We start from the raw sequence: 18,953 nt of genomic DNA, 5'->3' as shown, positions 1-18,953 counted from the left end.
CCTACCGGATCTCTGAGACGTGCTGCGGCCGGAGGAAAGGCACCAGCGAGCCCGGCATGATCCCGGGGGACTCGAGCAGCTCCCACTGGCAGCCCGGCACCTTCTCGTCGAGATCGCGGAGCGCCTGCCGCATCAGCAGCAGCATCAGGGAGTCCCTCGCCCGGTCCGACGGGGACCAGTGCTGATCGCCCACCTCGGCCATCAGTACCATCCCCGACACGAAGGTCCTGCCCATCAGCCACTCGAAGGCCGCATTGCCCAGCTCGTTGGCCGCCAGCTCCGTCTCGACCCGGCCGCACAGGTCCAGCGCCCACTCCCGGGTCGCCCCGCTCGCCGCCCAGGCGCCCCGCAGATCGTTCAGGTTCGCTGTCACCGCCAGACCGACCAGGGTGTCGAGAACAGGCCCGTCGGGGACGGTACTCATCCCGCCGTCGGGGAGGAACACCTCCTGGGAGGCATCCGGAACGTCCTCGACTGTGTACTCGGCCAGGGACGCCCCGGGGTTACCCCACCCCGCCGGCTGCATGGCCCGCAGCACATCACCGATCCCCTGCGGCGTGACGGAAGCACCCCCGCGCAGCACCGTGGTCACCGCCGCGGCCGTCACCTCCCCACCGGACGGACTCGACGGCTCCGGGTTCCGGTCCAGGCCGGCCAGCTCCGGGGGAGGCCACACCACCCCACGGTCACGCATGTACCGGGCGATGCCCTCGTCGATCCGCCGCGCCCGCGCGGGAATCAGCCGGACCCGCTGCCCGGAGGCGACCACCTCGTCGGCGACACGCTCCGCCCACTCTTCCTCGTCCTCCCCGGTCTCCGGATCCTCCTCGCCGAGGCCGGTCCCGTGCCCCCGCACGGCCTTCTTGAAGGCATTTCGTACGGCCGCCTCCGGCACTGGATGCCCCTCGCCGAACAGCGCCAGCGCCAGATGCGAGGGCCGGGCACCCCTCCGTGCCAGCCGGGCGAGCGCCACGACCAGGCCGAACGCCTCATCATTCGGAACCGACGTACTCCCGCGCCCCCGGCCCAGCGCCCGCACCGTGTGCCCCTGCAACAAACCCGCCCGCCGCCACAGCGCAAGCTGCTTCACCGACACCACCAAATCGTGCCGAAGAGCTTGGTCGATGAGCTGCTGATCAGCGGAAACCGGATCATTCGTAGAAGACATGCCGCGAACCTACCCACACCGCCGGAAGCGGGACGCAGTTTTGGACATAGAGCCCTCCCACCTTCATCCAGGCGAGGCGCACGGGGCCTGGTGATCTAGGGGAACCGCCGGAGCACACGGCCCGGCAAACGACCAGGAGACCACCATGCTCACCACTCTCACCGACCTCCTCCCCGCGACCGGACCCCTGCCCTGGACACTGATCACCGCCCTGTGCATCTGGATCACCGTCTACATCGTCATCGTCGGCGTCGCCCTGCTCCACCCCCGCCGCGCCCGTCGGCGGGAAGCCCGCAAGATCCTCGACTGCCACTTCCCCCTCTCCAGGACCCTGTGACCTCCCCGGCCAGGTGTCTGTGGGATGGCGACAAGGACCGTTCCGGAGCCACGGGCCAGTCGCTGACCGGACATAGCCGGTCACGAGCAGCCACCAGGGGAGCGCACGGGGAGCGGGGACGCCTTTGGACAGTGCAACACGGACCGGCACCCGCCGGACCTGCACCGGTGGTCTGATCAGGCAAAACGGTACTCGGCAACACCAGCCGACACAGCCCGGCACGATCACTAGCGTGCTCGTCATGCGTAGGTCTCGGGTTCGAAACCTGAAGACAGTGCTGGCCCGGTTAGGGTCAGAGCTGCAGGCGCCCCCGGTCGCACATGGTGGTTTCAGGAACCGGGAGCCGTCTCCTCCAGGAAACGTTCCACCTCGCGGGCCATGCCGGAATCAGCCGCTGACGCGCGAGAGTTCCTTCCCGTTGAGCCCTCGTGGATGCCAAGTCCGCCGACCCAGACGTATCCGAACGCTTGCTCACCGTCGATCTCTGGACTGATTTGGATGTCCAGTTGCCGCAACTGCGTGGGGGGTGCGGTGGCGTAGACGGTGGCCGTCGCCCGCCGTTGCGGGTAGAGGTTGAAGCCTCGGATGTCGCTGGAGCCGTACTCATCCACGAAGGCGCCGTGGCCGTCTCGTCCCACACGGACGTCAATGTGGCGGGGATGGTCGCACAAAACGATGGAGAGATGTGTGGAACGGTGGTTCTCGAACGTCACCTGGAACGAGATGTACGTCAGCCCCTTCGCCTCGTCCCTACGACCCTGCGGAGGCACTCCCCTCGTGAGGGTGTGCACCCGTACACGCAGGCCGGCCCACTCATCGGACTGATAGTCCTGCCAGTCTCCGATGACGTTCGGCGCTTCCATGATCCCCCTCTGACTGATCACGTCAGCTTACGTCCCGCGTTCGTCTCCCCCGCTGCGTGGAGCGAAGGAGAGGGCCTTGAACGTTATGCCGAATGGTGGCTTCGCCGGTCCCTTCGAGGGATTGGGGCCCTGGTCCCGGGCCCCGGAAGGCTGCTTGCGCAGGGATATCCCAGGGACTTTTCAGGGACTTTCGCGTCTGTCCCAGGGCCGATCCAGGGACTTTCCGCCGTGCAAGCAGGGAAGGCCCTGACAGCGCTGAAAGATATAAACGCGCTGGTCAGGGCTTAAATCCTCAGCACTCGATGATGTTCACCGCGAGCCCGCCGCGCGCCGTCTCCTTGTACTTCACCGACATGTCCGCGCCGGTGTCCTTCATGGTCTTGATGACCTTGTCGAGGGACACCTTGTGGGACCCGTCGCCCCGCATCGCCATCCGCGCCGCCGTGACCGCCTTGACCGCGGCCATGCCGTTGCGCTCGATGCACGGGATCTGGACGAGGCCGCCGACCGGGTCGCAGGTCAGGCCGAGATTGTGCTCCATGCCGATCTCGGCGGCGTTCTCCACCTGCTCCGGGGAGCCGCCCAGCACCTCGGCGAGCGCGCCGGCCGCCATGGAGCAGGCCGAGCCGACCTCGCCCTGGCAGCCGACCTCGGCGCCGGAGATGGAGGCGTTCTCCTTGAAGAGCATGCCGATCGCACCCGCGGCAAGGAGGAAACGGACCACGCCCTCCTCGTCGGCGCCGGGCACGAAGTTCATGTAGTAGTGCAGGACCGCCGGGATGATGCCCGCCGCGCCATTCGTCGGGGCGGTGACGACCCGCCCACCGGCCGCGTTCTCCTCGTTCACGGCCATGGCGTAGAGGGTGATCCACTCCATGGACAGGGCCTGCGGGTCGCCCTCCGAGCGCAGCTTGCGCGCGGTGTTGGCGGCGCGGCGGCGGACCTTGAGGCCGCCCGGCAGGATGCCCTCGCGGGACATGCCGCGGTCGACGCACGCCTGCATCACACGCCAGATCTCCAGCAGGCCCTCGCGGATCTCGTCCTCGTCGCGCCAGGACCGCTCGTTCTCCAGCATCAGGGCGGAGATGGACAGGCCCGTCTCCCGGGACAGGCGCAGCAGCTCGTCGCCGGTGCGGAAGGGGTACTTCAGCACCGTGTCGTCGAGCACGATGCGGTCCGCGCCCATCGCGTCCTCGTCGACGACGAAGCCGCCGCCGACCGAGTAGTACGTCTTGGAGAGCACTTCCGCGCCGGCCGCGTCGTACGCCCACAGGGTCATGCCGTTGGCGTGGTAGGGGAGGGCCTTGCGGCGGTGCAGGACCATGTCGTCGTCGTAGGCGAAGGCGATCTCGTGCTCGCCGAGAAGGCGGATGCGGCCCGAGGACTTGATCGTCTCGACGCGCTCGTCCGCCGTCTCCACGTCCACCGTGCGCGGTGAGTCGCCCTCCAGGCCGAGCAGCACCGCCTTGGGCGTGCCGTGGCCGTGACCGGTGGCGCCGAGCGAGCCGTACAGCTCGGCGCGGACCGAGGCGACGGAGCCGAGCAGCTCCTCGTTGCGCAGACGGCGGGCGAACATGCGGGCCGCGCGCATCGGGCCGACCGTGTGCGAGCTCGACGGGCCGATGCCGATCGAGAACAGGTCGAAGACCGAGATGGCCACGGGGACTCCTCAGAACGGGGGTGGTGCAGAGGTGGTGCTTCGGGGTGGGGCGCCGTGCCCGCTCGTGACCGGCACGGCGCCCCCGAACATGCGGGGTGCTACTTGTTCAGACCCGGGTACAGCGGGTGCTTGTCGGCCAGGGTCTTCACCCGGGCCTTGAGGGCCTCCGCGTCGTAGGACGGCTTCAGCGCCTCGGCGATCACGTCCGCGACCTCGGCGAAGTCCTCGGCCGTGAAGCCTCGGGTCGCCAGGGCCGGCGTACCGATGCGCAGACCGGAGGTCACCATCGGCGGACGCGGGTCGTTCGGGACGGCGTTGCGGTTGACCGTGATGCCGACCTCGTGGAGGCGGTCCTCGGCCTGCTGTCCGTCCAGCTCGGAGTCGCGCAGGTCCACCAGGACCAGGTGGACGTCCGTGCCGCCGGTCAGGACGGAGACGCCCGCCGCCTTCGCGTCGTCCCGCACCAGGCGCTCGGCCAGGATGCGGGCACCCTCCAGCGTACGGCCCTGGCGCTCCTTGAAGTCCTCGCTCGCGGCGACCTTGAAGGCGACGGCCTTGGCGGCCACCACGTGCTCCAGCGGCCCACCCTGCTGACCGGGGAAGACGGCGGAGTTGATCTTCTTGGCGAGTTCGGCCGTGGAGAGGATCACACCACCGCGGGGGCCGCCGAGGGTCTTGTGGGTCGTGGTGGTCACCACGTGGGCGTGCGGGACCGGGTTCGGGTGCAGGCCCGCGGCGACCAGACCGGCGAAGTGCGCCATGTCGACCATCAGGTACGCGCCGACCTCGTCCGCGACCTTGCGGAACGCGGCGAAGTCCAGCTGACGCGGGTACGCCGACCAGCCGGCCACGATCAGCTTCGGCCGGGTCTCCTTGGCGAGGCGCTCCACCTCGGCCATGTCGACCTGGCCGTCCTCGCCCACGTGGTAGGGGACGACGTTGTAGAGCTTGCCGGAGAAGTTGATCTTCATGCCGTGGGTCAGGTGCCCGCCGTGGGCGAGATTCAGACCCATGATCGTGTCGCCGGGCTTGAGCAGCGCGAACATCGCGGCCGCGTTGGCCTGGGCGCCCGAGTGCGGCTGCACGTTGGCGTGCTCGGCGCCGAAGAGCGCCTTGACCCGGTCGATGGCGATCTGCTCGACCACGTCGACGTGCTCGCAGCCGCCGTAGTAGCGGCGGCCGGGGTAGCCCTCGGCGTACTTGTTGGTGAGGACCGAGCCCTGGGCCTCCATGACCGCGACGGGCGCGAAGTTCTCGGAGGCGATCATTTCCAGGGTGGACTGCTGGCGGTCCAGCTCGGCGTCGACGGCGGCGGCGACGTCGGGGTCGAGCTCGTGCAGGGGTGTGTTCAGAAGCGACATGCGGTCGTGACTCCTCAGCCGGCGGTGAAGGCGGTGTACTCGTCGGCGGAGAGCAGGTCGGCCGGCTCGTCCGTGACGCGCACCTTGAACAGCCAGCCGCCCTCGAAGGGCGCGGAGTTCACCAGCGACGGGTCGTTGACGACGTCCTCGTTGACCTCGGTGATCTCACCGGAGACGGGGGAGTACAGGTCGGAGACCGACTTGGTGGACTCCAGTTCGCCGCAGGTCTCGCCCGCGGTCACCGAGTCGCCGACCTCGGGGAGCTGGACGAAGACCACGTCACCGAGCGCGTTGGCCGCGTGCTCCGTGATGCCGACCGTCGAGGCGCCGTCCTCGGCGCCCGACAGCCACTCGTGCTCCTTGCTGTAGCGCAGCTGCTGGGGGTTGCTCATGGCCTAAATTCTCCTGTACGCGAGGGAGTGCGGGTGAAGGGGGCTGCTGATGAGGGGAACTGCTGACACCGCTGGTGAGCAGCGAGGACGCGCGCGGGACTACAGGGCCCCGCCGCCCGGTGCCAGTGTGCAGTGTCTACTTCTGGCGCTTGTAGAACGGCAGCGCCACGACCTCGTACGGTTCGTGGCTGCCCCGGATGTCCACGCCGACACCCGAGGTGCCCGGCGCCGCGTGCGCGGGGTCGACGTACGCCATGGCGATCGGCTTGCCCAGCGTCGGGGACGGCGCGCCGGAGGTGACCTCGCCGACGACCTCGCTACCGGCGACGACCTGGTACCCGGCGCGCGGGACCCGGCGGCCCTCGGCGACCAGACCGACCAGGACGCGGGGCGGGTTCTGCTCGGCCCGGGAAGCGGCCTCGGTCAGCGCGGCACGCCCGACGAAGTCGCCCTCCTTCTCGAACTTCACCACCCGGCCGAGCCCGGCGTCGAAGGGCGTCAGCGCGGTCGTCAGCTCGTGCCCGTACAGCGGCATGCCCGCCTCCAGGCGGAGCGTGTCCCGGCAGGACAGACCGCACGGGGCCAGCCCGGCGCCCTCGCCCGCCTTGGTCAGCGCCTGCCACAGCTCCACGGCGTGCTCCGGCCGCACGAACAGCTCGAAGCCGTCCTCGCCGGTGTAGCCGGTGCGCGCGATGAGCGCCGGGACGCCCGCGACCGTGCCGGGCAGCCCGGCGTAGTACTTCAGGCCGTCCAGGTCGGCGTCGGTGAGCGACGCGAGGATGCCCGGGGACCTGGGGCCCTGAACGGCGAGCAGCGCGTAGGCGTCGCGGTCGTCGCGCACCTCGGCGTCGAAGCCGGCGGCCCGCTCGGTCAGCGCGTCCAGCACCACCTGGGCGTTGGAGGCGTTGGCGACCACCATGTAGTGAGAAGAGGCGGCCTCGGTCTCGCCCAGCCGGTAGACGATCAGGTCGTCCAGGATGCCGCCGTCCTCGCGGCAGATCATGGTGTAGCGGGCGCGGCCCGGCTTCACGCTGCCGATGTTGCCGACCAGCGCGAAGTTCAGCAGCTCGGCGGCCTGTGCACCGGTGACCGTGATCTCACCCATGTGCGAGAGGTCGAAGAGCCCGGCCCGGGTGCGCACCGCGACGTGCTCGTCGCGCTCGGAGCCGTAGCGCAGGGGCATGTCCCAGCCGGCGAAGTCGGTCATCGTCGCGCCCAGCGCGCGATGCGTGGCATCGAGCGCGGTACGGCGGAGTTCTGTACTGCTCATCGGTCGGTCGTCTCCCAGGACAGGACGTGGCGAGGTCGATCCTCCCCATCTGTCATCGAAACCTGAGAGGTTCGCCACGACCACCGGAGTACGGCGACCAGGACTTGCACCTTGGGTGGGGCAGCCCGTCGAGGGGCGGCCCGCTTTTCAGATGTGCCTCGCCCGCGCGGTAACGGTGCCTGAGAGATTCAAGGGAGGGACTTGCTCCTTCGGCGCCCCGGCGCGGCCGGGGACTCTCCCGCGCGGATTCAAACGGCCGGTATGCAGTTGGCGCCGCCATCATTGCACGCCCGGCCGATCCATGGCAGACCGTGATCTGTAACCGGCCTGTGGCAGTAAGCGCACGAAAACGCGAGACCTGCGCATTACCTTCTCTTTACACTCGACGGGGATGGTGACTCGTGAACCGCCCCAGGGGAGGACGATCACGGTGAACAGGACCACGGCGTACGCCACGAACTCGGGTCTCGCGCTGCCCAAGCAGCCCGTCGCCCCGGCACCGGAGGCGTGCGCCGAACTGCCCGCACCCGTCGTCCGCGACCTGCGGGACCGGGACGGCCGCAGCCCGCACGCCCTGCTCTTCGGGCCCCGGGACCTCGTGGTGATCACCGGCCTGCCCGGCAGCGGCAAGTCCACGCTGATGGAGCGCACCGTGCGCGGACCGCGCATCGACTCCCAGGACACCCGCGACCGCTGGGACCGCCGCATGCCGCGCTTCCTGCCGTACGGGCTCTACCGCCCCCTCGTCCGCCTCGCCCACTACGCCGGACTGCGCAGGGCGCTGCGCTCCGGCGAGGGCGTCGTCGTGCACGACTGCGGCACCCAGGCCTGGGTGCGCGGCTGGCTGGCCCGCGAGGCCCGCCGCCGTGACGGCACCCTGCACCTGCTGCTGCTCGACGTCGACGCCGGTGAGGCCCTGGCCGGGCAGCGCGAGCGCGGCCGGGGCGTGTCGCGGTACGCGTTCCTGCGCCACCGCACGGCCAGCACCCGCCTGCTGCGCGCGGTGACCGAGGGCACCCTGCCCGCCGGCTGCACCTCGGCGATCCTCCTGGACCGGGCGGCGGCCGACACCCTCCGCCGAATCGGGTTCACGGGGTGACGCACCGTAGGGCGGCGGGGCCGAACGGGTTAGCCTTTTCAGCCACAGCAGCGGTACAGGCAGGCGGTAGGCAGGCAGATGGACTTCCCGGCACAGGCGCACCCCCACCCGCACGGCGGGTGGCCCGGCAACGAGCTGGAGGAGGTGCTGTCCGCCTCCCTCGGCGTGCCGGGCGCCGGCGGCCGGATCGTGGAGGTGCTCGGCCGCAGCTTCCTGTGGATACCCCTGCCGAACGGGGGCGGCCCGAACAGCGGCCCCCTCGACCTCCCCTCGCTGGAGATCGAGGGCCAGGCCTACGTGCCGGTGTTCAGCTCGGAGGAGCAGCTCCGCCAGGCCGCCGGCGCGCAGATGGCGCACACCATCGCCCCCGCCGCGGAGTTCGCCCGCGGCCTGCCCCCGCAGGTCGGCATCGCCGTGAATCCGGACGGCATGGTCGGCATCCCGCTGCCGCCGCCGGCCGTGGCCGAGCTGTGCCGGGCCGGCCGCACCCCGCTGGACGGACCCGCGTCCGGCGGCCGGGTCCGCCTCTTCGAGCCGGACTGGCAGGACGACCCGGTGGACTTCCTGGCCGCGGCCTCCGCCGAGTTCGCCGCCGTCGGCGTCGTGCGCACCGCCCGCCGCTGCCTGGCCGCCGTCGAGACGGCCGACCCCGTCATGTTCGTCGGCGTCGAACTCACCCACTGGGAGGACGACGCCCGCGCCCTTCCCCTGGACGCCCTGGGCCGTGCCTTGACCAAGGCCCCCCTGAAGACCCAGGTCAACCTGGTCCTCCTGGAAGCAGCCCAGGACCCGGTCTGCGACTGGATGCGGGCGAACGTCCGCCCGTTCTACGACCGGAACCTGTGAACGCCGGTGCGGCCAGCGCCGGTAAGGGGCGCGGGGCCATGACATCCGCGGCTCCGCCGCGCGGGCGCGGCAAGCCACGGCGAACCCGCACCCGAAGCCACGGCGAACCCGCACCCGAAGCCACGGCGAACCCGCACCCGAAGCCACGGCGAACCCGCACCCGAAGCCACGGCGAACCCGCACCCGCCCACGGACACCGCCCCCCGAGCTCATAGGCGCCCCCCACCCGGCGGAGCCTTAAGCTGGTTCCCTAACCGGGAACTTCTCGAAGGGGCGATACACGTGAGCGCCAGCGGCACCGCGACCGGACAGGTCGAGCACATGCTGCGCCAGGTGACGCCCGGGCGCTACGACGCCTACGAGGCCCTGCTGCGTGCCCTCGCCACCCCCACCTCCGGCCAGGTCTGGATGCTGCTCTGGCACGGCCAGGCCGGCTCCCCGGACGCCCAGTACGGAAACATGGAGGTCGAAGGCTTCGGCTACGCGCCCTGCGTCACCTCCGCCCAGGAGCTGTCGGCCAGCGGCTGGAACCGGTCGTACGAGGTGGTCGACGGCCTGGAGGTGGCCCGCGCCCTCTACCCGGACCACTACGGTCTCTGGCTCAACCCGCACGCCCCCGGCGGCGGCGTCGGTATCCCCTGGCTGGATCTGCGCCGCATCGCCTCCGGCCTGGACCGGCAGCCCGCCGGACCGCTGCGCCTGTCCGAACCGGCCATCGAGGTCCCGCAGTTCTACGCCCTGCTCGCGCAGAACGCACACCGTACCCCGGCGGTCCGCGCGCTTCGCCGCGCCTGGGTGCAGCCGGCGCTGGGCGCGCCCTATCTCGCCATCGGTCTCGACGTGTACGACACCTCGCCGCCGGCCGTCGACGCGGTGCGCGGGATGATGCAGCAGTCCGTCGGCGCGGTGCCGGACGGGCTGCCGGTGTCGACGGTGGCGATGACCGACACCCACGACCCGGTCGCCATGTGGCTGCGCGCCCACGCCCGCCCCTTCTACGACCGCGAGGCCCATGTGGCCGCCCCGGCCCAGGCGCCCGCGGGCGGGTACGGATACCCTCCGGCCGGGGGCCGGTACTGACCGTCGCAGGGCCCGTCCCGCCACCGTGGGCGGACATCTTCGCGCGTAGACGAGGGCGTAAGACACCGCCCTGTCCGCGATGTCCCAACTCGTCCGCGTCCGGCCCTCGTTACCCAGTGTCCGGATAACGGAACACCTCAAACAGCATCACGGTTGCGCATCCATTCCCCGTCAAGTCTGGCTACTGATCGCCAAAGCGTTGAAGACTCCCGCAACAAGGGGTGGCTGTTCGCCCCTGTGTACGACGGACTGATCACGCCGCTACAGCGGCAAGTGCGGGCCGGCTACCGCCGGTTGAGAGGGGTCCCTGCCAGATGACGGCACCATTGCACGAGCCGACCGCGGAAGCGGCCCCGAGTGCGGCCGAGGAAGCGGCGGTTGCCGGCGCCGACGCCAAGGCGGTACAGGGGCGTTCCCTGGGCCGGATCGCCTGGGAGCGACTGAAACGGGACAAGCTGGCCCTGACGGGCGGCATCGTGGTGCTCGTTCTCATCGTGATCGCGGTGCTCGCGCCGGCGATCACCTCCCTCTACGGGCAGGATCCCAACTCGTTCAACGAGGATGCGATCGACCCGCTGTTCGGCACCCCCACGGGGTCGCTGGGCGGCATCAGCGGCGAGCACTGGCTCGGTGTCGAGCCGGTCAACGGCCGCGACGTCTTCGCCCGTATCGTCCACGGCGCCCGGATCTCGCTGCTCGTGGGCTTCCTGTCCGCGCTCGTCGCCGTGGTCATCGGCACCGTTCTGGGTGTCCTGGCCGGCTTCTTCGGCGGCTGGGTCGACGCCCTCATCAGCCGGGTCATGGACGGTCTGCTGGCCTTCCCGCAGCTGCTGTTCATCATCGCGCTGGTCTCCGTCATGCCCGACGACATGCTGGGGCTGAGCGGCACGGGCGTGCGTCTGCTCATGATGATCCTGGTCATCGGCTTCTTCGGCTGGCCCTACATCGGTCGCGTGGTCCGCGGCCAGACACTCTCGATGCGTGAACGGGAGTACGTCGAGGCGGCCCGGTCCCTGGGAGCCGGACGGTTCTACATCCTGTTCAAGGAACTGCTGCCCAACCTGGTGGCGCCGATCATCGTCTACACCACGATGATGATCCCCACCAACATCCTGACCGAGGCGGCACTCAGCTTCCTGGGCGTGGGCGTCAAGCCGCCCACCTCGTCCTGGGGACAGATGCTTTCGAGCGCGATCGACTACTACAAGTCGGATCCCATGTACATGGTGATCCCGGGTGTGGCGATCTTCATCACCGTTCTTGCCTTCAACCTCTTCGGGGACGGCGTGCGCGACGCGCTGGACCCGAAGGGCTCCCGCTGACCTGCCGTACCGGCAAGCGACCCGTGGCACCTGCACGGGGTCTCTCATCTAATCCGGAGGATCCGAGATCGTGACTACCCAACGCACCTCAGGGCGGCGCAAGCAGGCTTTGGCCGCTGCCGCAGTGGTCGCCGCGCTGCTGACCACCGCGGCGTGCGGCGGCGGCGGCGACGACAGCAACGGCGGTTCGAAGAACGGCGCCGCCGGCTTCGACGCGGCCAACAACAAGGTCCTTCAGGCCTCCGAGGCCAAGAAGGGCGGAACGCTGAAGTTCGCCAGCACGCAGGACGCCGACTCGTGGGACACCACGCGCGGCTACTACGGCTTCATGTGGAACTTCTCCCGCTACTACAGCCGCCAGCTCGTCACGAACAAGACGGAGCCGGGCTCGGCGGGTGCCGAGGTCACGCCGGACCTCGCCAGCGGGCTCGCCAAGGTCTCGGACGACGGCAAAACCTACACGTACACCCTGCGTGACGGCGTCACCTGGGAGGACGGCAAGCCGATCACCTCCAAGGACGTCAAGTACGGCATCGAGCGCGTCTGGGCGCAGGACGTGCTGTCCGGCGGCCCGGTCTACCTGAAGGACGTCCTCGACCCCAAGGGCGAGTACCAGGGCCCGTACAAGGACAAGTCCAAGGACAAGCTCGGCCTGAAGGCGATCGAGACGCCGGACGACAAGACCATCGTCTTCAAACTGCCGAAGGCCAACTCCGACTTCGAGGAGATGCTCGCGCTGACCTCGGCGTCCCCGGTCCGCCAGGACAAGGACACCAAGTCGAAGTACGGTCTGCGCCCGTTCTCCTCGGGCCCGTACAAGTTCGAGTCCTACAACCCCGGCAAGGACCTGACCCTGGTCCGCAACACCGAGTGGAAGCAGGATTCGGACCCGGTCCGCAAGGCGTACCCGGACAAGATCACGATCAAGTTCTTCTCCAACGCCAACGACCTGGACGCCCGCCTGCTCGCCGGCGACTACGACATCGACCTGGCCCAGACCGGTATGTCCCCGCAGGGCCGCACCACCGCCCTGAAGGAGCACAAGGGCAACCTGGACAACCCGGTCTCGGGTTACATCCGGTACGCCTCGTTCCCGCAGAACGTGAAGCCGTTCGACAACATCCACTGCCGCAAGGCCGTGCTCTACGGGGCCGACCACGTCTCGCTGCAGACCGCGCGCGGCGGCCCGGTCGCCGGTGGCGACATCGGCACCAACATGCTGCCGCCGTCCGTCCCGGGCTCCGAGGGTCAGAAGTACGACCCGTACGAGATGGCCGGTGCGAACAAGAAGGGCAACGTCGAGAAGGCCAAGGAAGAGCTGAAGGCCTGCGGCGAGCCGAACGGCTTCAAGACCACCATCGCCGTCCGCAACAACAAGCCGGTCGAGGTGGCCACCGCCGAGTCGCTCCAGGCGTCGCTGAAGAAGGTCGGCATCGACGTCGAGATCGACCAGTACGACGGCGCCCAGTACGCCAGCACCGTCGGCAGCCCCTCGAACGTGCAGAAGAAGGGCTACGGCATCATCATCATGGGCTGGGGCCCGGACTTCCCGTCCGTCCAGGGCTACGGTCTGCCGCTGTGGCACAGCAGCTACATCCTCGACAGCGCGAACAACAACTTCGCGATGATCGACGACAAGAAGATCGACGGTCTGTTCGCGGACTACCTCACGCAGCTGGACGACGCCGGCAAGACCAAGATCGCCACGGAGATCAACCACAAGGTGATGGAGGGCGCGTACTACCTGCCCTTCGTCTTCGAGAAGTTCATCAACTGGCGCTCCAGCCGACTGGCGAACGTGTACACCACCGACGGCTACAGCGGTATGTACGACTTCGTCAACCTCGGTCTGAAGTCCTCGAAGTAACCGGTACACCCGCCGTACGGCACGAAAGGCAGGTGAAGGCCGGCGCGGCGTGACCGCGGGCCGCCGGAAGACCTCCGGCGGCCCGCGATCCGCAGCGGGCCGCAACCCGTGCTCGCTTATCTCATCAGGCGGCTGTTCGCCGCCGCAGTGATGCTGGTGGTCATCATCCTGGTGGTCTTCGGCATCTTCTTCCTCGTCCCCAAGTGGGCCGGCGTCGACGTCGCCCTGAGCTTCGTGGGCAAGCAGGCGGACCCCGCCGCCGTCGAGGGGGTGCGACAGAAGCTGGGTCTGAGCGACCCGGTCTTCGTCCAGGCCTGGGAGTTCTTCAAGGGCATCTTCGCGGGCCGCACCTACGCGGCCGGTGGTGACGTCACCCACTGCTCCGCGCCGTGCTTCGGCTACTCCTTCCGTACCGAGCAGTCCGTGTGGCCGGTGCTGACCGAGCGCTTCCCGGTGACCCTGGCTCTCGCGCTCGGCGCGGCCGTCCTGTGGCTGATCTTCGGTCTCGCCGCCGGTGTGCTCTCCGCGCTCAAGCGGGGCACCCTGTGGGACCGCGGCGCGATGGTCGTCGCGCTGGCGGGCGTCTCCCTCCCCATCTACTTCACCGGCCTGCTCAGCCTGGCGATCTTCTCCTACGGACTGGGTTGGATCAACGGCGAGTTCGTGCCCCTGGAGGAGAGCCTCACCGGCTGGCTCGGCGGCATGATCCTGCCCTGGCTCACCCTGGCCTTCCTGTACGCCGCGATGTACGCCCGGATCACCCGGGCCACCATGATGGAGATCCTCGGCGAGGACTACATCCGCACCGCGCGCGCCAAGGGCCTCAAGGAGCAGGTCGTCATCCGCAAGCACGCCATGCGGTCGACCCTGACCCCGCTGCTCACCATGCTCGGCATGGACCTCGGCGCCCTCATGGGCGGCGCGATCCTGACCGAGACCACGTTCAGCCTCCCCGGCCTCGGTCAGAAGGTGCTGGACGCGATCCAGAACCAGGACCTGCCCTTTATCCTGGGCGTCGTCCTGATCACTTCTCTCGCGGTGCTGATCGCCAACCTCGTGGTGGACATCCTGTACGCCGTGATCGACCCCCGAGTGAGGCTCGCATGACCGACCTCAGCAAGAGCGGAGCCGCCGTGGGCGAGCCCACCGGTACTTCGCCCACACCGAAGGCCTTCCTGGAAGTACGCGACCTGAAGGTGCACTTCCCGACCGACGACGGCCTGGTCAAGTCCGTCGACGGGCTCAGCTTCCAGCTGGAGAAGGGCAAGACCCTCGGCATCGTGGGCGAGTCCGGCTCCGGCAAGTCGGTGACCTCGCTCGGCATCATGGGCCTGCACACCGCCGGCCAGTACGGCAGGCGCAAGGCGCAGATCTCGGGCGAGATCTGGCTGGACGGCACCGAGCTGCTGTCCGCCGACCCCGACGAGGTGCGCAAGCTGCGCGGCCGGCAGATGTCGATGATCTTCCAGGACCCGCTGTCCGCGCTGCACCCGTACTACACGATCGGCCAGCAGATCGTGGAGGCCTACCGCGTCCACCACGACGTGGACAAGAAGACCGCCAAGCGCCGCGCCGTGGAGATGCTCGACCGCGTCGGCATCCCGCAGCCGGACAAGCGGGTGGACAGCTACCCGCACGAGTTCTCCGGCGGTATGCGCCAGCGCGCGATGATCGCGATGTCGCTGGTCAACAACCCCGAGCTGCTCATCGCGGACGAGCCGACGACCGCCCTGGACGTGACCGTCCAGGCGCAGATCCTCGACCTCATCCGCGATCTGCAGACGGAGTTCGGCTCCGCGGTCATCATCATCACCCACGACCTGGGCGTCGTCGCCGAACTGGCCGACGACCTCCTGGTGATGTACGGCGGCCGGTGCGTCGAGCGGGGCCCGGCGGAGAAGGTGTTCTACGAGCCCCGGCACCCCTACACCTGGGGTCTGCTCGGCTCGATGCCGCGGCTCGACCGCGACCAGCAGGAACGCCTCATCCCGGTCAAGGGCTCCCCGCCCTCTCTCATCAACCTGCCGTCCGGCTGCGCCTTCAACCCGCGCTGCCCGTACGCCGACGTGCCCAAGGACGACGTCACCCGCACGGTCCGCCCCGAGCTGGCCGAGGTCGGCAGCAAGCACTGGGCCGCCTGCCACATGTCGCAGGAGCAGCGGGAGCGTATCTGGACCGAAGAGATTGCGCCGAAGCTGTGAGCGAGAACGCCAAGGACGAAGCAGTGGCCATCCCTGCGCAGAGCGACGGCACACGGAGCGAGGCCGCCGGCACCGCCACCCTCACCAAGGACGCCGCCCCCGGCGAGACCCTGCTGAAGGTGACCGGGCTGCAGAAGCACTTCCCGATCAAGAAGGGCCTGCTGCAGCGCCAGGTCGGCGCGGTACGCGCCGTCGACGGCATCGACTTCGAGGTCAAGTCCGGCGAGACCCTCGGTGTCGTGGGCGAGTCGGGCTGCGGCAAGTCGACCATGGGCCGGCTGATCACCCGCCTCCTCGAACCGACCGCGGGCAAGGTCGAGTTCGAGGGCAAGGACATCACCCACCTCGGGGTCGGCGCAATGCGTCCGCTGCGCCGCGACGTGCAGATGATCTTCCAGGACCCGTACTCGTCGCTGAACCCGCGCCACACCATCGGCACGATCATCAGCGCCCCCTTCAAGCTCCAGGGCGTCGAGCCCGAGGGCGGGGTGAAGAAGGAGGTGCAGCGGCTGCTGTCGGTGGTCGGTCTCAGCCCCGAGCACTACAACCGCTACCCGCACGAGTTCTCCGGCGGTCAGCGCCAGCGCATCGGTATCGCCCGCGCGCTCGCGCTGAACCCGAAGCTGGTCGTGGCCGACGAGCCGGTCTCCGCGCTCGACGTGTCGATCCAGGCCCAGGTCGTCAACCTGCTCGACGACCTCCAGACCGAGCTGGGCCTGACGTACGTGATCATCGCGCACGACCTGTCCGTCGTCCGGCACGTCTCGGACCGGATCGCGGTGATGTACCTCGGCAAGATCATGGAGCTGGCCGACCGCGACCTGCTCTACAAGACGCCGATGCACCCGTACACCAAGGCGCTGATGTCGGCGGTCCCGATCCCGGACCCGGCCCGCAAGTCGGCCAAGAGCGAGCGCATCCTGCTCAAGGGCGACGTGCCCTCGCCGATCTCCCCGCCGAGCGGGTGCCGCTTCCACACCCGGTGCTGGAAGGCGACGGAGATCTGCAAGACGACCGAGCCGCCGCTGAAGGAGCTGCGCCCCGGTCAGCAGGTGGCCTGCCACCACCCGGAGAACTTCGAGGACCAGGCCCCGCAGGACGTCGTCCTGCTCTCCGACGCCAAGGAGGCGGCGGAGCTGGTGTCCGAGAAGGCGCTGGCGGAGTCGGCGCAGACCTCGGCGGCGGTGGCCGCGGAGGCCGAGGCCGGCACCGATGGTGCCCAAGACGCCGCGACCGGCGACGAGGCCGGTGCCGAGGGCGCCGGGAGCACCGAGGGCGCCGGGGGTGCCGGGGGTGCCGGGGGTGCCGAGGGCGTCGGGAGCACCGAGGGCGCCGGGGGTGCCGGGGGTGCCGAGAGCACCGGGAGTGCCGGGAGTGCCGGGAGTGCCGGGAGTGCCGGGAGCGCCAAGAGCACCGAGAGCGCCAAGAGCACCGAGAGCACCGAGAGCGCCGACGAGGAGCCTCCCGCCAAGGAGAAGTGACCTCGCCCCGCCGGTGAGCCCCCGCCTTCGTTCGTAAGGCGGGGGCTCACCGGCAGGCGAGAATGTCGGGGTGTACGAGCAACTCTTCACCCCCACCGTCCAGCACACGCTCGACCTGGTCGGCATCTTCGTCTTCGCCATCTCCGGCGCGCTGCTGGCCGTACGCAAGAACTTCGACGTCTTCGGCATCGCCGTCCTCGCCGAGGTGACCGCGCTGGGCGGCGGGCTGTTCCGGGACCTGGTCATCGGCGCCGTACCGCCCGCGGCCTTCACGGACCTGGGGTACTTCATCACCCCGCTCTTCGCCACGCTGCTGGTCTTCTTCCTCCACCCCCATGTGGAGCGCCTCCAGACCGGCGTGAACATCTTCGACGCGGCCGGTCTCGGCCTGTTCTGCGTCGCCGGCACGACCAAGGCGTACGACTACGGGCTCGGCCTGACCGCCTCGGCCTGCCTGGGCCTGACCACCGCGGTGGGCGGCGGCGTACTGCGGGACGTGCTGGCCAACGAGGTGCCCTCGCTGCTGCGCTGGGACCGCGACCTGTACGCCGTCCCGGCGATCGTCGGCGCCACCATGGTCGCCCTGTGCATCCGCTACGACGCCCTGAGCTCGTTCACCACGGGGCTCGCGGTGGTCACGGCCTTCGTCCTGCGCCTGCTCGCCCTGCGGTTCCACTGGCGGGCGCCGCGCGCCTGGAACCGGCGGTCGACGGTGTCGGAGGGGGAGTGAGGTCGCGGTTCCGACCCGTTCAGTGCCGGTCCGGGACGTCCTTGACGAACACCACCCCGTCGATCGCGGGCAGGTGGGCCGGGTCGAGCGAGGCGTAGCCGAACCACGGGGAGACGCGGGGCGCGGGCCGGGTGCCGCCGAGGACGGCGGCCAGCCGGGACGCGTCGACGACGCAGCGGTCCTCCGGGAGCGCGTACAGGAGCCCTTCGACGGTGTCCGGCGGCGGGGTGTCCACCCCCTGGTGCCGGATCGTGCCGAGGGCCGTGGCCACGAAGGCGTACTCCTCACCGAGCCGGGCGCTCACCAGCGCGCCGGCGCTCCACCACTCCACCGGTCCCTGCCACATCCGCATCGTGCTCTTCTCCCGCTGGAGATGGGCGTTCTGGGCGTGGACGAGTGCCGGGCCCCGAGCGGCGAGTGCGAGGAGGTTGCGGGCCATCATCCGGTCCCGCACGCCCAGCAGCCGGTTCATACGGGCCGGTGAGGTGTCGGCCATCCAGTAGTGGTAGCTCAGCAGGCCGGTCGCGGTGCGTCCGTACAGGCACGCCCGCTCCCAGTCGTCCCGGGAGGTCGCCGCGAGCAGGTGCGGCGCGTGCTCGTCGAGCAGTGACACCAGGTCCTCGGCGAGCGTCCGCAACTCCTTGGCCTCGGCCGACTGTCCCACGGACTGGGCCGGGTCCATCATCGCGGCGGGCTCGGTCCACCGGTCGTCGGCGCCGAGCAGACGGTCGAGCGTTTCCGCGGTGCAGGGGAGCAGACCGGTGTCGACCCGGGCCGAGAGGTAGTCGTGGAGTGCGGTGAGTGCCTCCCGGGGGCCGGCGGCGTGGGTGATCTCCAGCGGGCCGTCGAAACCGGCGAAGCGGAGCCGCTCGGAGGCGGGCCGGCCGTCGTTGTGGGAGCGCATCCAGCGCACGAGCTCGCGGTTGGCCGCGGATGCCCCGAGCCCGAGGTCCGGGTGGCTGAAACCGTGTTCCATGACCTCGTCGAGGGTGCCCGTGCCCGAGGTGACGTACTCGTCCACGACCAGGCCCGCCAGGCAGTCGCTCTCGATCGCGATCGTGCGGTAGCCCTCCTGTTCGACGAGTTGCCGGAAGAGTTCGTTGCGCACTTCGAGCAGGGCGTCCTCGCCGTGGGCGGGCTCGCCCAGGGCGAGCAGCCGGGGCCGGGCGGGGAGCAGCCTCATGACGGCGGCGGCCTCGACGGGGCGGGCGGTGTCCTTGATGCCAGCATTAGCCATGCCTTCAACCGTATCGTTGAACTTTCGGTTGAAGCTTTG

General features: G+C 69.7%; 17 protein-coding genes and 1 riboswitch. Of the genes, 10 read left to right on the top strand and 7 right to left on the bottom strand.

The annotated features are described in order from the left end of the window. Nucleotide 1 precedes the first annotated feature (1 nt). A complete protein-coding gene (locus tag ACIQ1J_RS30580) occupies nucleotides 2-1,090 on the bottom strand; it encodes a hypothetical protein (RefSeq protein ID WP_403561872.1) in 1,089 nt (362 codons plus the stop codon). Between the two features lie 223 nt (nucleotides 1,091-1,313). Here ACIQ1J_RS30580 and ACIQ1J_RS30575 point away from each other — a divergent pair, with 223 nt between their 5' ends. Further along, the gene (locus tag ACIQ1J_RS30575; protein WP_215168162.1) at nucleotides 1,314-1,505 is read left to right on the top strand and encodes a hypothetical protein; all 192 of its coding nucleotides are present in this window, start codon (nucleotides 1,314-1,316) and stop codon (nucleotides 1,503-1,505) included. A 329-nt stretch (nucleotides 1,506-1,834) separates the two neighbouring features. Here the strand turns inward: ACIQ1J_RS30575 and ACIQ1J_RS30570 are convergent, their stop codons facing one another. From ACIQ1J_RS30570 to gcvT, 5 genes are all read right to left on the bottom strand, one after another. Continuing rightward, nucleotides 1,835-2,368 carry a hypothetical protein gene (locus ACIQ1J_RS30570; RefSeq protein WP_403561870.1) on the bottom strand — a complete coding sequence of 178 codons (534 nt, stop codon included), beginning with the start codon at nucleotides 2,366-2,368 and terminating at the stop codon, nucleotides 1,835-1,837. A gap of 292 nt (nucleotides 2,369-2,660) precedes the next feature. After that, nucleotides 2,661-4,028 carry an L-serine ammonia-lyase gene (locus ACIQ1J_RS30565; RefSeq protein ID WP_403561868.1) on the bottom strand — a complete coding sequence of 456 codons (1,368 nt, stop codon included), beginning with the start codon at nucleotides 4,026-4,028 and terminating at the stop codon, nucleotides 2,661-2,663. Nucleotides 4,029-4,126: 98 nt separating this feature from the next. Next, on the bottom strand, nucleotides 4,127-5,389 hold the full coding sequence (gene glyA, locus ACIQ1J_RS30560; RefSeq protein WP_403561866.1) for a serine hydroxymethyltransferase: 1,263 nt from the start codon (nucleotides 5,387-5,389) through the stop codon (nucleotides 4,127-4,129). A 14-nt stretch (nucleotides 5,390-5,403) separates the two neighbouring features. Further along, nucleotides 5,404-5,781, bottom strand: coding sequence for a glycine cleavage system protein GcvH (gene gcvH, locus ACIQ1J_RS30555; RefSeq protein WP_121749291.1), 378 nt, complete (start codon nucleotides 5,779-5,781; stop codon nucleotides 5,404-5,406). Between the two features lie 136 nt (nucleotides 5,782-5,917). After that, on the bottom strand, nucleotides 5,918-7,051 hold the full coding sequence (gene gcvT / locus ACIQ1J_RS30550; RefSeq protein WP_403561864.1) for a glycine cleavage system aminomethyltransferase GcvT: 1,134 nt from the start codon (nucleotides 7,049-7,051) through the stop codon (nucleotides 5,918-5,920). A 157-nt stretch (nucleotides 7,052-7,208) separates the two neighbouring features. Continuing rightward, nucleotides 7,209-7,302, bottom strand: a riboswitch (glycine riboswitch). A gap of 179 nt (nucleotides 7,303-7,481) precedes the next feature. Here gcvT and ACIQ1J_RS30545 point away from each other — a divergent pair. From ACIQ1J_RS30545 to ACIQ1J_RS30505, 9 genes are all read left to right on the top strand, one after another. Next, nucleotides 7,482-8,150 carry an AAA family ATPase gene (locus ACIQ1J_RS30545; RefSeq protein ID WP_403561862.1) on the top strand — a complete coding sequence of 223 codons (669 nt, stop codon included), beginning with the start codon at nucleotides 7,482-7,484 and terminating at the stop codon, nucleotides 8,148-8,150. A gap of 78 nt (nucleotides 8,151-8,228) precedes the next feature. Beyond that, nucleotides 8,229-8,996 carry an enhanced serine sensitivity protein SseB gene (locus ACIQ1J_RS30540; RefSeq protein ID WP_403561860.1) on the top strand — a complete coding sequence of 256 codons (768 nt, stop codon included), beginning with the start codon at nucleotides 8,229-8,231 and terminating at the stop codon, nucleotides 8,994-8,996. A gap of 282 nt (nucleotides 8,997-9,278) precedes the next feature. Further along, nucleotides 9,279-10,076 carry an enhanced serine sensitivity protein SseB C-terminal domain-containing protein gene (locus tag ACIQ1J_RS30535; RefSeq protein WP_403561858.1) on the top strand — a complete coding sequence of 266 codons (798 nt, stop codon included), beginning with the start codon at nucleotides 9,279-9,281 and terminating at the stop codon, nucleotides 10,074-10,076. Between the two features lie 314 nt (nucleotides 10,077-10,390). Then, nucleotides 10,391-11,398, top strand: a complete 1,008-nt coding sequence (locus ACIQ1J_RS30530) for an ABC transporter permease (RefSeq protein WP_210960209.1) — start codon at nucleotides 10,391-10,393, stop codon at nucleotides 11,396-11,398. A gap of 70 nt (nucleotides 11,399-11,468) precedes the next feature. Beyond that, nucleotides 11,469-13,265, top strand: a complete 1,797-nt coding sequence (locus tag ACIQ1J_RS30525; protein ID WP_403561856.1) for an ABC transporter substrate-binding protein — start codon at nucleotides 11,469-11,471, stop codon at nucleotides 13,263-13,265. Nucleotides 13,266-13,373: 108 nt separating this feature from the next. Continuing rightward, nucleotides 13,374-14,372: an ABC transporter permease gene (locus ACIQ1J_RS30520; protein ID WP_403561854.1), complete on the top strand. Its 999-nt coding sequence runs from the start codon at nucleotides 13,374-13,376 to the stop codon at nucleotides 14,370-14,372. Next, nucleotides 14,369-15,466, top strand: coding sequence for an ABC transporter ATP-binding protein (locus ACIQ1J_RS30515; RefSeq protein WP_121749299.1), 1,098 nt, complete (start codon nucleotides 14,369-14,371; stop codon nucleotides 15,464-15,466). Before ACIQ1J_RS30520 ends, ACIQ1J_RS30515 begins: the two co-directional genes overlap by 4 nt. Nucleotides 15,467-15,489: 23 nt before the next feature. Further along, nucleotides 15,490-16,947, top strand: coding sequence for an ABC transporter ATP-binding protein (locus ACIQ1J_RS30510; protein WP_403561852.1), 1,458 nt, complete (start codon nucleotides 15,490-15,492; stop codon nucleotides 16,945-16,947). A gap of 70 nt (nucleotides 16,948-17,017) precedes the next feature. After that, nucleotides 17,018-17,677, top strand: coding sequence for a trimeric intracellular cation channel family protein (locus ACIQ1J_RS30505; protein ID WP_210960214.1), 660 nt, complete (start codon nucleotides 17,018-17,020; stop codon nucleotides 17,675-17,677). A 19-nt stretch (nucleotides 17,678-17,696) separates the two neighbouring features. Here the strand turns inward: ACIQ1J_RS30505 and ACIQ1J_RS30500 are convergent, their stop codons facing one another. Beyond that, nucleotides 17,697-18,914 carry an erythromycin esterase family protein gene (locus tag ACIQ1J_RS30500; RefSeq protein WP_403561850.1) on the bottom strand — a complete coding sequence of 406 codons (1,218 nt, stop codon included), beginning with the start codon at nucleotides 18,912-18,914 and terminating at the stop codon, nucleotides 17,697-17,699. Between the last annotated feature and the right edge of the window lie 39 nt (nucleotides 18,915-18,953).

This window comes from Streptomyces sp. NPDC097107 (genome assembly GCF_044762405.1).
Taxonomy (GTDB): domain Bacteria; phylum Actinomycetota; class Actinomycetes; order Streptomycetales; family Streptomycetaceae; genus Streptomyces; species Streptomyces thinghirensis.
This window is presented reverse-complemented; position numbering and strand designations above follow the sequence as displayed.